Source organism: Clostridium saccharoperbutylacetonicum N1-4(HMT), from assembly GCF_000340885.1.
Classification (GTDB): Bacteria; Bacillota; Clostridia; order Clostridiales; family Clostridiaceae; genus Clostridium; species Clostridium saccharoperbutylacetonicum.
Genome location: NC_020291.1, coordinates 1,834,321 through 1,849,298, shown reverse-complemented (window position 1 = coordinate 1,849,298; position 14,978 = coordinate 1,834,321). Strand labels below are relative to the sequence as shown.

Genomic DNA, 14,978 nt, shown 5'->3' with positions numbered 1-14,978 from the left:
AGGTTGTTTCATTTTCTGCTTGTCATAAATTTACTTTAGGAACATGCAGAAATGGGTGCAACCTTCCACTTAGAACCCATCCAGCGAAAATTTCTTAAGTCCGCAGTAATAAATATGTATCTAATTTCGGTAAGTCACCACATAAGTTTAATTCTTGCGTTGGATATCTATATTCTATAATTGATAATTAAAACAGATATATTAAATAAATTTACAATGAGGTGTTATTATGAATTATAATACATTGTTATTAATTATGACTATTATTTTTTCTATTATAACAATATATACGTGCATTAATATAATAATAAAAAAAAGATATAAGCTCCTAGGTGAAAACATAGTAGCCTATATCGCATATTTGTTTTTTCTATTTATCCAATATAAATATGCATTTAAAATTAATATTTATATTATAATGTTAGTTTTAATAAGTATAATTGGCAATAATTTTATTGGTGATTATATGGATCTTTATAATAGCACTAAACACTACGACAGATTTTTACACGCTTTAGGTTCATTTTCTTTTGCACTTTTCTTTTATTCCATCTTAGACAAACTAGTGCTTCATATAACCTCTCCGAAATATTATGTTTCTATATTTGTAGCAACTATTGGAATTTCACTAGGCTGCATTTATGAGATATATGAATTTATTCTAGATTCTACTTTAAACTATAATAATCAACATGGGCTTAAAGACACAAACTTTGATTTATTATCTGATGTAATAGGTTCAATTATTGCTGCAATTACTGCTTTATGGATTTTTTAATATAAATAATCTCTAGTCATAGGAATATTATTATTTAAGCCTTTTGTAATTAAAATTTGATGAAGATCTATTATTCCATTATTAAAAGTTGCTGCACATGAACTTAAATAAAGTTCCCACATTCTTATAAATTCTTGATTAAACATTTTTGATATTTTATCTATATTTTTATTATAATTATCCCTCCAGCACAAAAGTGTTTTTACATAATGTCTTCTGAGACTTTCAACATCAATAACATAGAATTTATAATCACCACAAATGTTTATTATTTCTCTAAGACTTGGAATTACCCCACCTTTAAAAACATACTTTTTAATCCAAGGATCTCCTGGATATTCTTTTAAAGCACTAATATAGTGTAGTAAAAATACTCCTTCTGGTTTTAAAACCCCATCAACATTTTTAATAAATAATTCATAATTTTCTCTTCCAACATGCTCAAGCATGCCTATGCTTATAACTCTATCAAAGCCTCTGCCACTCTTAATTAAATCACGATAATCCATAAGCTTAACTTCCAATAAATTTTCAAGTTTTTCTTCTTTTATTCTTTCATTACACTTTTTGAATTGCTCTTCACTTAAGGTAATTCCAAGACCATGAACTTTATATTTTTTTGCTGCTTCTATAAGTAATGAACCCCATCCACAGCCAATATCTAAAAGACTCATGCCTTCCTTTAAATTAAGTTTTTTTAATGAATGATTAATTTTGTTAATTTGTGCATCATGTAAACTATCATTATCCGATTTAAAATATCCACAAGAATAAGTCATAGTATCATCAAGCCAAAGAGAATAAAAATTATTGCCTATATCATAATGAGATTGAACTTCACTTTTTTGATTTTTTGGAGAACTCGATGTAAAAATCAAGTTTTTAAGAGATTTAGCATCAGTTGTGAATTTATCCATTTGGCTAAGGAATAAATTTAAAACTTGAAATAAGTCTCCTTGTATCTCAATATCACCTCTCATATAGGCTTCTCCAAGGGCAATAGATGTACTTTTTAATAATTCTGTTTTGCTTATCTCATTCTTAACAGTTATTTCAAACTGTGGTGTACCCTCCCCAATAACATATTCTTCGTTATTTTGAAATTTTACTTTAAACGGTATATCATCGAATTTCTCCAAATACTTAATATAAAAACTATTAATAAAGCTCACAAAATAGCCTCCTCTATAATATAACTAATTATTTATATTAAGATTGGTTCTCAAATATACCATTCACTTCAGTTTTCTATTTGTTTCTCTGCTTACTCTCTCTTTCATTTCTTCTTTTAAAGTTCCCTGTAACCTTTGCCATTATTAGTTGTGCTGTCAAAAAATCGGCAGCTTCTATTTTTCTCAAAAATTTTTCACTTTCTTTACCTCTCAATATAGTCACTTGCTTTCCATCCATGAGATAAATACTGTATTATCCTTTGATAAAAAACAATTTCGTTTATGGTAGTTGGTGCATTGCTTTCATTAATATCAGGACTTGGATTAGTATTATTAACTATAAAGAATATTTTCGATGTTTAAGAAATGATCATAAAATAATGGAACCCTTTTAAAGGGTTCCATTATTTTATACAACTTTTATTTATATAAACTAGAAAGAGGGACAATTTAAATCATACTAAGGTAATTATATATTCTCTATTGAATTAAAATTCTACTATTTTCTTTAATAGTTTCATTTAATTTAGGTAAAATAATCTTTAATTCACCATTTTCAAATTTTGCTGAAATTTGTGCATTATCAACATTTTCTACATGGAAAGCTCTAGAAATTTGTCCATAAGTTCTTTCTCTTCGGATGTAATTATCCTTTTCTTCATTAATCACTTCATCTCTTTTAGCAGAAATAATTAATGTATTGTCCCTATATTCTAGACTGATGTCTTCCTTTTTAACACCAGGTAATTCTGCTGATACTAAATATTCATTTTGAGTTTCTCTTATATCAGCCTTAAATTTTTGGTTGCTACTAAAACCAAAATTCATTGGTGAAAAGAAATCATCATTAAAGAATCCATCAAAGAAATCATCAAATGAACCTCCTTTCTTGCTTACTCCATTAGTTCTAAAAGGTATCAATCCAAACATACTTAAGACCTCCTTAATTTATTTTATTTTTATACTTGTTTTTGTATTGTTTGTTTTTACAAGTAAATTATAATTTAATAGTCAAAGAAGGTCAAAGTCTATAAAATTATTTTTTTATATCTTTTAGGCGTTTTACAATTAATATTCGAAATTAACTCTGTATAGCTAATTATTTCTCTTATATTCTTCACATATCTTGCAAATTTATTATTTTAAAAACCACGTATATTTTACTTATAGTAGTGTAATCACTTTTTTATTAATAAACTCTTACAAACACAACTTTTAAGTAATTCCCTTCTGGGAACTTTTCTGTCACTGCAAAATCCTCTGGAAGGCTGTGCTCTTCTAAAATCCCATAATTTTTATGCAATTCTTTAAAAGCATCATCTATAAACTTTTTAAACTTAGCCATATTAAAGGTAGCGCAATTAGTTGAAGCTACAATTACCCCTTCGTCTTCTGTTATTTCAATAGCTGACTTCATTAAATCTTTATAATCCTTTGCTGCACTAAATCTATTGTCCTTAGAGGTTGCAAAGCTTGGCGGATCAAGAATAACCACATCAAATTTTAATTCTTCTTTCTTAGCTCGTTTAAAATACTGGAAAATATCTTCAACAATTATTTCATGTTTTTCTGAATCAATATTATTTATCTTAAAGTTCTCAGTTGTTTTTTCTAAACTTCTGCTTGCTAAGTCAACACTTGTAGTAATAGCACCACCTTTTGCTGCTGCCATAGAAAAGGCTCCTGTATAAGAAAATGTATTTAATATTCTTTTATTCTTGGAGTATTTTTCTTTAATAGACTTTCTAACTTCCTTTTGATCTAAAAATACCCCTACCATTGCTCCATCATTTAAATAAATTGCAAAATTAACTCCATTTTCCTTAACTATAAGAGGTTCTGGTGCTTTTTTTCCACATAAATAACTATCTTCATCAACAACCATGCCATTTTCTTCAAATCTTTTCTTTTCATATATTCCATCAAAAGAAACTAGAGCTTTTATAGCTTTAATTATATATTCCTTAAATCCATACATTCCCTTACTATACCAAGTTATAAGATAATATTCATCAAAATAATCAATAGTAAGTCCGCCTATTCCATCTCCCTCACCATTGAATACTCTAAAAGCAGAGGTATCCCTTGAATGATAATATTTCATTCTTTTAGAAAATGCATTTCTAAGCTTATCATAAAAAAACTTATAATCTACATTACTGTTTTTACTATTACTTAAAATCCAGCCACAACCCTTATTTTGCTTTCCATAATACCCTTTACCTAAAAAAGCTTTTTTATCATCTATAAACGTTATAAGCTGACCTTCTTCTTTTAGTACCATTGGATTTACCAAAGCCTCTTCTAAAATTAAAGAATATCCTTTTTTATATTTATTTACAAATTCTTTCTTTACACTAATTATTACTTCTTTCATATATGTACCTTCCTAAACAAATTATTGTATTAAATTCTAAATAATTATATCATATATATAAGATTGTTAATTAATAATTTATATATATGAATTAAAAGGAGCAAAAGGAAAATGATACTTTCTGGAAAAGAAATAAAGAATAAGTTAGGAAAAGAAATAATAATAGAACCCTTTAGTGAAAAACAACTTAATCCAAATAGTTATAATCTAAAATTACATAACGAATTACTTGTTTATGATGAAACAGTATTAGATATGAAAAAGCAAAATAAAGCAAAAAAGATAATTATACCTGATGAAGGATTAGTTTTAGAGCCTGGGAAGCTATACTTGGGAAGAACAATAGAGTATACTGGAACAGATAAATATGTACCCATGTTAGAAGGACGTTCTTCCGTTGGAAGGTTAGGTTTATTTATTCACGTTACTGCTGGATTTGGTGACGTAGGTTTTCACGGATATTGGACATTAGAAATATTCTGTGTTCAACCAATAAGAATTTATTCAGGAATTGAATTGTGTCAAATATACTACCACAGCATTGAAGGTGATTATGATGTGTATTCTAGTGGGAAATATCAAAATAATCAAGGGGTTCAGCCAAGTCTTTTATATAAGGATTTTGAGTAGAATTTAACCGAATTAATTATTAGGATATATAAAAAGAGATTTACCCAAAATATAAACCACTAAAATCAGTGCCTCTAGAAGTTTTTTCTCTGATTTTAGTGGTTTAAATTCTTAAGTTAGTCCTTTAATTATTTTATTTTTAGTTTTTATTGAGAATGTATAATAATTTGTGTAAATTGAATATTTGATATGTTATATAACTGAAAATTTCATTTCCAGTTATATTTTTATATTTTTCTTCAAATAATAAAATTTACCAGTATTATGTTTTTAGTTTTTATTTATAGATATCCAAATTAATAATTCAACTTATAAATGTAATATATATATTATTGAGAAATTATAATCGTAACACTACACTAGAAATCAGATACATTTTTCTGGAAGCAGGCATGTGAAATTGAGCTGATGATGGTTGTTAAGCAGAGAACCCAAATCTATGATTTGGTGTGAATCGCTTACTCAGCGAACGAATGTGAGTCGAGTTTCCTCTATGGCTTGTTCCATTTTAGCATGTCTAAAAGTGAATGTCCAAAAAGTAAGTGTCCAAATTTTATATTTGGAAACATGAACTTTCTCCTTGGGGATTTTACATCTGGAACACGCTAAAATGGTGATAAGCTCCAATTTAGAACCTTCCAGCGAAAATTTCACTAGTCCTGCAGAAGACAAATGTATTGGATTTTGGTAATTTACCACATAAGTCTAATTCTTGCGTTGAATATCTATATAAATTATATTTTTTATTGTATCAACTATATATTCTTTTTGCTCAGTATTCAGTTCTGGGTAAACTGGTATAGCAAAAGTTCTATGTGATAGATATTCTGCCACAGGTAAATCTCCTTCTTTATATCCAAGGTTCTTATATACCTTTTGTAAATGCATTGGCACTGGATAATAAACTCCTGTGCTTATACCTTTTTCTTTTAATTTACTAATAACTTCTTCTCTATTCTCAGCTTGTACAACGTACATATTATATACTGACTTGCCTTCCTCTATTATTACAGGTAAAGTTAATGCTGTTTCTTTTAACTTTTCATCATAATTTTTTGCATTTTCTCTTCTTTTTTCATTCCAACTATCTATAAACCCTAGTTTTATTCTTAAAATTGCAGCTTGAATTGTATCTAATCTTGAATTAAATCCAATTAAATAATTATAATATTTTAATGGATTATATACTGTATCATCATGTCCTTCTGAAACTTCAATTTCCTCATTAATATTATTTAAATAATTATATGCTCTTTGTCCATTTTCACCACTACCGTGAGTTCTAAGAGCCTTTACAATGGTTGCTAAGTTATCATCAGAGGTAGTTATAATTCCCCCATCTCCTGCACATCCAAGATTTTTAGTTGGGAAAAATGAGAAACAACCTATATCCCCTATAACTCCAACTTTCTTACCTTTATACTCAGCCCCAACAGCTTGAGCTGCATCTTCTATAACTTTCAAGTTATGTTTTTTAGCAATTTTATTTATTTCCTCCATCTTTGCTGGTTGTCCAAATATATGAACTGGCATAATTGCTTTAGTCTTTTCAGTAATTTTTTCTTCTATCTTTGTTGAATCAATATTATAAGTATCTTTTTCAACATCTACAAAAACTGGAGTTGCTCCTACTGCTGAAATACTTTCTGCTGTTGAGAAAAATGTAAAAGTTGTTGTAATAACTTCATCGCCTTTCCCAACACCACAAGCCATAAGTGCAATAACTAAGGCATCTGTTCCATTTCCTACGGATATTGCATGTTTAGCTCCCACATAATTTGCAAATTCCTTTTCAAATTCTATTACATCTTTCCCCATAATGTAATTTGCTGATGAAAGTACTTCACAAGCTGCCTTTGTTGCTTTATCCTCAATTGTTTTAAATTGTGCTTTTAAATCTACTAATGGAATGTTCATTTTTTACTCTCCTTTATTTCTCTGCTTTAAACATACAGGTTTTTGTTGTTATTGATATATGACCATTTTTTCTTATATGCTCTTCTAAATACTTTGTAAATTCCTTTTTTCTTTCACCCACAAGTATAGAGCTACCTTGAATTGTTGATGCTTTATAGGACACTACAGGCTTTGGATCATCTACTATTATTTTTCCATCTAAAATTTCAACCTCAACTTTGCTAAAATATTTTTCAAGTATTCCTTTTCCATGTTCTAAGTCAAACCTCTCTGAATACCCGTTTGTATCTAGCCCTAAATTAGGTGCAAATTTCTCTGCAAGCTTATTTAGTTCCTTCATCGCCTCGCAGGAGTTTGCTGTCACATAAAAGATTCCCTTAGGCTTCAATACTCTTTGTATTTCAGCTAAAGCTTTTTCAATATCAGGAATGAAGTATATCATATGCTGTGCAATTATTATGTCAAAGGTTTCATCCTCATAGGGTATATTTTCAGCATTAATTTCTTCATAGTTAAAATCATGAGAAACTTCTTCTAATCTACCTTTAGCTATTTTTATCATGCTTTTAGAGAAATCTGATAAAGTAATATCTAAATCACTACTTATATATTCTTTGTTTTTAAGCCAAAGCTTACCAGTTCCACATCCAAGTTCTAAAATTTTTGCATTTTCAAAAAAGTTTATATTACTAAAGCACCATTTATCAAAATCTACTTTATTTGTATTATAACTATGAAGATTACTCCTAATATTTAAGTTTTTATCACTCTTATATTGTTCTCTTACCCTGCTCTCCATATTAGTTACTTTAATAATATCAATTAAATTGCTAGCATCTAAAAAACCATTTTTCCTTGCAGTATTTTGTGCTTTATTAAAAACTTCAATAACTGCATCAATATGCTTTTTCTTTTCCTCTAGGGCCTTTTTTTGAAAACTTATCATACTCTCTAAGTTTTCTCCACTTTCATGTAAAATATGGCTTATTTCATTTAAGGATAATCCAATAAATTTTAAGGTTGTAATCTGCTGTAGTTTTAATAAATCTTCTTCACAATATATCCTATATCCTGAATCAGTTTTTTCACTAGGTTCAAGCAATCCAATTTTGTCATAATGAAGCAATGTCTTTACTGTTACTCCTGATTTTTTAGCAAATTCACCAATTTTCAATACCTTCCCCCCTTATCAACTATATTTTATTCTACTACCTTAGGTCAGAGTCAACTTAAATTATCGACTTTTCTTCTTTAATCCTTAATCATTTATTAAAAAAGGATATATGTCCTTGGTGCTAACTATGAAAATAGTCTACACCTTAAAACATACATCCCATTTTTGTTAAAAACCTACTAAAAATTATAATAATTCTTTTATTACCTTTACAACTTCTTTTGCTATATATTCAGCATCTTCTAATGATAATATAGTGTATACTGGAAGACTAATTTCATTTTCATATTGAGCATAAGCATTTGGATAATCTTTAATATCATATCCAAGATTCTTATATAATGTTAACATTGGTAATGGCTTATAGTGTACATTTGTAGCTATTCCCATTTGAGCTAACTTTTCAATAGCAGCATTTCTCTTTTCTTCATTAAAGCCTTTAACTCTGTAAAGATATAAATGATATGAAGTTTCTGTTCCCTTATCATCTTTAGTAAATGGAATTATTGAAAAATCTTCTTTTCCTAAGATATCTGTATATACCTTAAAGATTTGTCTTCTTTTTTCAAGCATTGCATCATATCTCTTAAGTTGAACTACACCAATTGCAGCACCGATATCAGTCAAATTACATTTCATCCCATCATTTATGATATCATATTCCCAAGCTCCAGCCTTAAGTTTACTTAAAGCATCTTTAGTTTGGCCATGCATTGCAGTATATCTCATATACTTAAGTAAATCTTCGTGATCCCCAAAATGATTATCATTGAAAGTAACGGCTCCACCTTCACCTGTAGTTAAATTTTTAACTGCATGGAAAGAAAATGAATGAAAATGTGCTTGTGATCCAACAGGCTCTCCTTTATATTTTGCTCCAAAAGAATGAGCTGAATCACAAATTATCATAATATCTTCACGATTTAAATCCTTAAGAACTTTTTTTAATGCATCATAATCAAATGGTACACCTGCAATATCAACTGGGATTATTGCTCTTGTCTTATCTGTAATCTTTTCTGCAACTTTATCTATATCTAACATAAAAGTATCTTTTTTTACATCAACATATATTGGCTTAACACCTCTATGTATTGCTGCACTTGAAGTAGCTGTATAAGTATAAGGAGTTGTTATTATTTCATCTCCTTCTTTAAAATCAAACACTTTAAGTACTAATTCTTCTGCTGCTGTTGCACTATTTAATGCTAAAGCTTTATTAACCTTACAATACTTTTCTATTCCTTCTTCAAATTCTGCAAGCTTTGGACCTGAAGTTATCCAACCAGATCTTAAGACGTTAGCTACTGCCTCTATTTCTTCTTCTGTTATATCTGGTGGTGAAAATGGTATCTTCTTCATAAAATTCAATCCTCTCCTAATCAAATAAGATTTATTAAGTCAACTTAAAAATCATTAACTTAACTTTTCCTTCAGCACAATCAATTACTTACAAAATCTATCAGCTGTAAGCTTTAGTCTTGTTATCTATTTCATGTACCTTAATCTTATTATAAACTCACACCTTAGGTCAGAGTCAAGTAAAAATTAGCAATAAGGCTAATTGATCATATTTTCAATAAAACATTTAGCAAAAACTACCAATAAAAGCACTCTTCTGATATTATATTTCAACAATAACAGGCAGAATCATAGGCTTTCTCTTCATCCTATCATAAACAAAATTATCTACTTCTCTTCTAATACTATTTTTTATTTCTGCCCATTGAGTTATGTTTCTATCTAAACAGCTCTCAACAACATTAGTGACTATATCCCTAACTTGATCAATTAATTCTTCTGAATTTCTTACATATACAAAACCTCTTGAAACTATGTCTGGCCCTGAAATTATGATCTTATTCTTCATATCTATAGCTACAACCACTGTTATAATTCCATTCTCCGCTAAATTTTTTCTATCTCTAAGTACCATGTTTCCAATATCCCCAACGCCCATACCATCTACAAGTACTCTTCCAAAAGGGACTTTTCCTGTAACTTCCCCATTGGTCTTATTCAATTCAAGGACATCCCCATTTTCTAAAATAAAGGTATTAGCTTTATCAACTCCCATGCTTTGGGCTATTTTAGCATGTGTAAATAAATGCCTATATTCTCCATGCACAGGCACAAAAAACTTAGGTTTCAAAAGTGCCTGAATAAGCCTAAGTTCCTGCTCACAGGCATGACCTGATACATGTATATCTTGTATTGCTTTATATATAACATTAGCTCCCTTTTCGATTAAATCATTTATTACGTTTGACACGGCTTTTTCGTTTCCTGGAATTGGTGCTGCTGAAATTATGACCATATCTCCTTCTTGTATATGAACATGTCTATGTGTTGAAGCTGCTATTCTAGTAAGTGCAGCCATAGACTCACCCTGACTACCTGTTGTTACTATAGTCAACTTATCATTAGGATAATTCTTAATTTCATCTAAACTTATAATCATATCTTCTGGGATAAATAAATAACCAAGTGCTCTAGCAGCTTCTGATACATTTTCCATACCTCTTCCGCTAAAAGCTATTTTTCTTCCATACTTTATAGAACAGTCACTAATTTGCTGTAACCTATGTACATTAGATGCAAAGGTAGACACTATAATTCTTCCACTTGCCTTACTGAAAAGATGTTCTAAAGTCTCACCTACAGATTTTTCTGACATAGTGTAGCCTTTATGAAGAGCATTTGTACTATCAGCCATTAAAAGCAATACACCTCTTTTTCCTAGTTCTGCATACCTTTGTAAATTCATCATCTTTTCATCAATAGGAGTAAAATCAACTTTAAAATCCCCACTATGAACTGCAACTCCTATAGGCGTGTGTAACGCAATAGAGCAGCTATCAGGTATACTATGATTGTTTCTAATAAATTCAACTTTAAAATTATCAAGCTTTATTAACTCTCCAGGCTCAACCATTACTAAAGTACAATCATTTAGCATTTTATGATCTTTAAGCTTTATTTCAATTAATCCCAGACTCATTTTGGTTCCATATACAGGAATATTAATTTGTTTCAAAATATATGGCAATGCACCTATATGATCTTCATGTCCATGAGTAATAAAAATTCCTTTAACTTTTTCTTTATTTTTAATCAAAAAAGTTACATCAGGAATCACACTGTCAATTCCATAAAGATCTTCATCCGGAAAAGCTAAACCGCAGTCTATAACAATTATTTCATCGTTATACTCAAAGGCAGTCATATTTTTACCTATTTCGCCTAAGCCGCCTAAGGGAATTATTTTTAAAGGAACTTTTTTACCTCTTACTTTTTTATTGCTTTTTACTTCTTCCAATTCACTTTTATTCATATTTTCACCCCGCAATATTAATTATCTACTTTAATTATTTGCAATATTTATAATTATATTAGTAGCAATTTCCTCCTTAATTATTCATCATTTCTACTTCATAATCTAAGATTCCATTAGGCAATAATAAATTTATAATTTTCCAGCTATATATGTTAAAAAGAATTTTTCAAAACTTAAAGCTTTCAAAAGGAAATCAGCTTTGATTGATAGTTAAGCATTGAACATTAATATAGATATCCAAATTAATACTCAAATTTATAAATTGAATATGTATGCATTATCGAGAAATTATAATCGTAACACTACACTAGAAATTAGATACATTTTTCTGGAAGCAGGCATGTGAAATTGAGCTGATGATGGTTGTTAAGCAGATAAGTGAAAGTCCAAATCTATGATTTGGTTTCTTGAACTTAGTTAACTCATTCATGAGTTAACCTCCTTTAAAAAACTGATTTGGTGTGAATCGCTTACTCAGCGAACGAATGTGAGTCGAGTTTCCTCTAAGGTTGTTTCATTTTCTGCTTGTCATAAATTTACTTTAGGAACATGCAGAAATGGGTGCAACCTTCCACTTAGAACCTTTCAGCGAAAATTTCACTAGTCCTGTGGAAGATAAATGGATCTGATTTTGGTAATTGTTGCATAAGTCTAATTTTCGCTTTGGATATCTATAATTTACTTGTCTATTGAGAATTGATAATTAACAAAAAAAGGAAATAGTAAAAATAATTATGCAAATCATTTTAGCTATTTCCTTCTATCATATGTACAAATACCTCTTTTTCAAGAAAAATATAATGCTTTAACCTTATCAGCAATTTCTTTTTCAATACTTGATATCTGTCTTATTCCATAACCAAGCAACAATGGTGAACTAGTGAACCTAGGCATAACTTTACATATAATCCTTTCATCTAAATGGTAGAAATATATATTAAAGCTATCACACTTTACAAAATAATTATTTAAAAGATAATGAACTATTTTTCTAAGACTTCCTGAAAGTTCTGTTATTGCTGATAAATCATCCTTTATAATTATATTAAATTCAGTAAATCCATTAAATGGCGTTTGAGATAAATTTACTAAGCAGTTATCAGTTTTATGAATTTCTATGCCTTGAAAATATGCTTCTTTTATTCTTTCTTTATAATCAATATCATCTAAGCCCACAATCTGCATATGTGGATGTTTTAAACTTCCTCCAGATCGTGGTCCATGATTCTTATAAAAAATGACAGACTTATATTCTTCACTTTTTTCTATTCTTAACCAATGTTTAATTCCAAACTTCATTAAGTCAAGCATATATTCTTCTGAATATTCACCCATATTAGTATTACAATCATAAGTTTCTATAATAACTAACTGACAAGTATCTTTTATAGTTGGATATTTATTTTTAAGTAAAATAAATGGACCACTTTCATCAATAATATCAGTTAGTTTATCTCTATTACAAAATGGGCATTCCTTCATATTTATATTATGAAATTCATTTGGTTTATCTTTATTTACATCATTTAAAAACACTAAGTATCTCTCTTTTTCCACCAATATCACCGAAAACCTTCCGTCTAAATCTAAATCATTTTTTTATTAATACATATGCACTCTTCGAAGGAACAGTAACATTATTACCTGGTATAGGGTAAATCTCTTCCACTCCTGCTCTTTCTTTATTAACTAGTACACTCCATCCACATTGCTTCAAATCTACAAATGCTTCCTCATCATTTGGATTAAAAATCACAACTATAGTATTACATAAATTTTTTCCACTGTTATCTTCTATTTTGTACGCAACAACATTTGGTTTATAAAATTCTTCACCAAATTCTAAAAATGAAAGATTTTTTCTAATTTCTTCCCTTGTATTCATTCTAAAAGCCTTATATTTCTTTCTTAACTTTATTAATCCCCTATAATAATTAACAACTTCCTTATACTCCTCTACTCTTGACCATTCTAAATTATTAACCCTATCTGGAGCATTATAACTATCATGGTTAAAGCTACCATCATCATTTTTCTTTGATCTTAAAAATTCTTCTCCTGCTTGAAAGAAAGGTATTCCTTGAGAAGTCAAAATTATAGCTGCAGCTAGTTTATTCATATTAATTCGCTTTTTCAAGGAGGAATCACTATTAGCCATATATAACTTATCCCATAAAGTATAATTATCATGAGCTGAAATATAATTTATACATTGATACGGCTCGTTAGCCCATGCCCAGCGAGAATATATAATTCTATCATAATTAATTCCTACTTGACCTGTTGCTCCAACTATGCAGAATTTAATACTTTCTTCTAACCCTGGTCTACCGTTTACATATCCCCTTTCATTTATATTAAATACATGTCCCTTAACAGAATCTCTAGTATCATCACTAAAGGCTGCAATTTGCATATCTTCAAATTTTACAATGTTTTGTTTTACTGCTGAATCTTCTCCTCTAAGAGGTGTCCATCCGCCAGTCCATCCTTCTCCATATATTAATATTGATGGATCGATTTTATCAAGTTCATTCCTAATCATTCTTATAGTTTCGATATCATGTAGTCCCATTAAATCAAATCTAAATCCATCAATATGATATTCCTTAGCCCAATATAATATTGAATCCACTATGAGCTTTCTAACCATATATCTTTCAGATGCTAATTCATTACCGCAGCCTGAACCGTTAGAAAAGTTACCATATGAATCCTGCCTATAATAATAGTTGGGTACCGCTAAGTTTAGATTTGAGTCATGACTTTTATAAGTATGATTATAAACCATATCCATTACAACTCTTATACCTGATTTATGAAGAGTTTTAACCATTTCTTTAAATTCCATTATTCTTTTTTCTCCACTAAATGGATCTGTTGAATAGGAACCTTCTGGTACGAAATAGTTTTGTGGATCGTATCCCCAGTTATATTGTGGCACATCTGGTTTACTTTCATCTACTGTAATATAATCAAAGGCAGGAAGCAAATGAACATGAGTTATCCCTAAATCCTTCAAGTAATCTACTCCTGTTTTTGTATATTGTCCTGGAATGCTAGTTCCATGCTCACAGAACGCAGGAAATTTTCCTTTTTTCTCATCTTTAACTCCAGAATTTTCATTTATAGAAAAATCTCTTACATGCAGCTCATATATTACTGATCCTGTTGGGCTGCTGAGCTCAGGTCTTTTATCTTTATCAAAGTCTATTGGATTAGTTTCTTTAAGATCTACAACCATCCCTCTATTTCCATTAACACCAACTGCTTTTGCATATGGGTCTGTTACTTCACTTTCATTTCCACTATTTGTGACCAAGTAATTATAGAATTCCCCTTTTAAATCTCTTTTTACTTCTATACTCCAAGTGCCTTTTTCACTTCTATTCATATCTAATATTTCTTCAGGTGGATTGGTATAATTCATACCATTCTTACCAAAAAGAATTAATCTTACATTATTTGCATTTGGCGCCCAAATAACAAATTTTGTCATTTCATTTGAATATTCTGCACCCAATTTACCACCATAATTATTATAATCATTATCTAATAAATTCATTCTACCTACCCCTTTGTTATTGTTATTA

The 14,978-nt window shown here is 29.3% G+C and carries 12 protein-coding genes; 2 read left to right on the top strand and 10 right to left on the bottom strand.

From position 1 onward, the window contains the following. The first annotated feature begins 229 nt into the window (after positions 1–229). Entirely contained in the window at positions 230–778 is a 549-nt protein-coding gene (locus CSPA_RS08175) for a DUF2238 domain-containing protein (protein WP_015391760.1), read from the top strand. Here CSPA_RS08175 and CSPA_RS08170 read toward each other — a convergent pair. The 4 genes from CSPA_RS08170 to CSPA_RS08160 form a co-directional block, all read right to left on the bottom strand. After that, positions 775–1,950, bottom strand: a complete 1,176-nt coding sequence (locus CSPA_RS08170; RefSeq protein WP_015391761.1) for an SAM-dependent methyltransferase — start codon at positions 1,948–1,950, stop codon at positions 775–777. The two genes, CSPA_RS08175 and CSPA_RS08170, sit on opposite strands and share 4 nt — an antisense overlap. Positions 1,951–2,026: 76 nt before the next feature. Then, entirely contained in the window at positions 2,027–2,173 is a 147-nt protein-coding gene (locus CSPA_RS29065; RefSeq protein ID WP_200864799.1) for a hypothetical protein, read from the bottom strand. A 257-nt stretch (positions 2,174–2,430) separates the two neighbouring features. Next, the gene (locus CSPA_RS08165) at positions 2,431–2,880 is read right to left on the bottom strand and encodes an Hsp20/alpha crystallin family protein (protein WP_015391759.1); all 450 of its coding nucleotides are present in this window, start codon (positions 2,878–2,880) and stop codon (positions 2,431–2,433) included. Between the two features lie 259 nt (positions 2,881–3,139). Beyond that, positions 3,140–4,327, bottom strand: a complete 1,188-nt coding sequence (locus tag CSPA_RS08160; RefSeq protein ID WP_015391758.1) for a class I SAM-dependent rRNA methyltransferase — start codon at positions 4,325–4,327, stop codon at positions 3,140–3,142. A 111-nt stretch (positions 4,328–4,438) separates the two neighbouring features. Here CSPA_RS08160 and dcd point away from each other — a divergent pair, with 111 nt between their 5' ends. Beyond that, entirely contained in the window at positions 4,439–4,957 is a 519-nt protein-coding gene (gene dcd, locus CSPA_RS08155) for a dCTP deaminase (RefSeq protein ID WP_015391757.1), read from the top strand. 705 nt (positions 4,958–5,662) lie between these two features. On the opposite strand, the gene CSPA_RS08150 is transcribed toward dcd, so the two are convergent. The 6 genes from CSPA_RS08150 to pulA all read right to left on the bottom strand — a co-directional run bounded on the left by CSPA_RS08150 (position 5,663) and on the right by pulA (position 14,950). Then, positions 5,663–6,874, bottom strand: coding sequence for a DegT/DnrJ/EryC1/StrS family aminotransferase (locus CSPA_RS08150; protein WP_015391756.1), 1,212 nt, complete (start codon positions 6,872–6,874; stop codon positions 5,663–5,665). A 13-nt stretch (positions 6,875–6,887) separates the two neighbouring features. Continuing rightward, positions 6,888–8,048 carry a MerR family transcriptional regulator gene (locus CSPA_RS08145; protein WP_015391755.1) on the bottom strand — a complete coding sequence of 387 codons (1,161 nt, stop codon included), beginning with the start codon at positions 8,046–8,048 and terminating at the stop codon, positions 6,888–6,890. A 186-nt stretch (positions 8,049–8,234) separates the two neighbouring features. Further along, the gene (locus CSPA_RS08140) at positions 8,235–9,410 is read right to left on the bottom strand and encodes a DegT/DnrJ/EryC1/StrS family aminotransferase (RefSeq protein ID WP_015391754.1); all 1,176 of its coding nucleotides are present in this window, start codon (positions 9,408–9,410) and stop codon (positions 8,235–8,237) included. Between the two features lie 262 nt (positions 9,411–9,672). Further along, positions 9,673–11,382: a ribonuclease J gene (locus tag CSPA_RS08135; RefSeq protein ID WP_015391753.1), complete on the bottom strand. Its 1,710-nt coding sequence runs from the start codon at positions 11,380–11,382 to the stop codon at positions 9,673–9,675. Between the two features lie 789 nt (positions 11,383–12,171). After that, the gene (locus CSPA_RS08130; RefSeq protein ID WP_015391752.1) at positions 12,172–12,951 is read right to left on the bottom strand and encodes a DUF4931 domain-containing protein; all 780 of its coding nucleotides are present in this window, start codon (positions 12,949–12,951) and stop codon (positions 12,172–12,174) included. A gap of 25 nt (positions 12,952–12,976) precedes the next feature. Then, a complete protein-coding gene (pulA, locus tag CSPA_RS08125; protein ID WP_015391751.1) occupies positions 12,977–14,950 on the bottom strand; it encodes a type I pullulanase in 1,974 nt (657 codons plus the stop codon). Positions 14,951–14,978 lie beyond the last annotated feature (28 nt).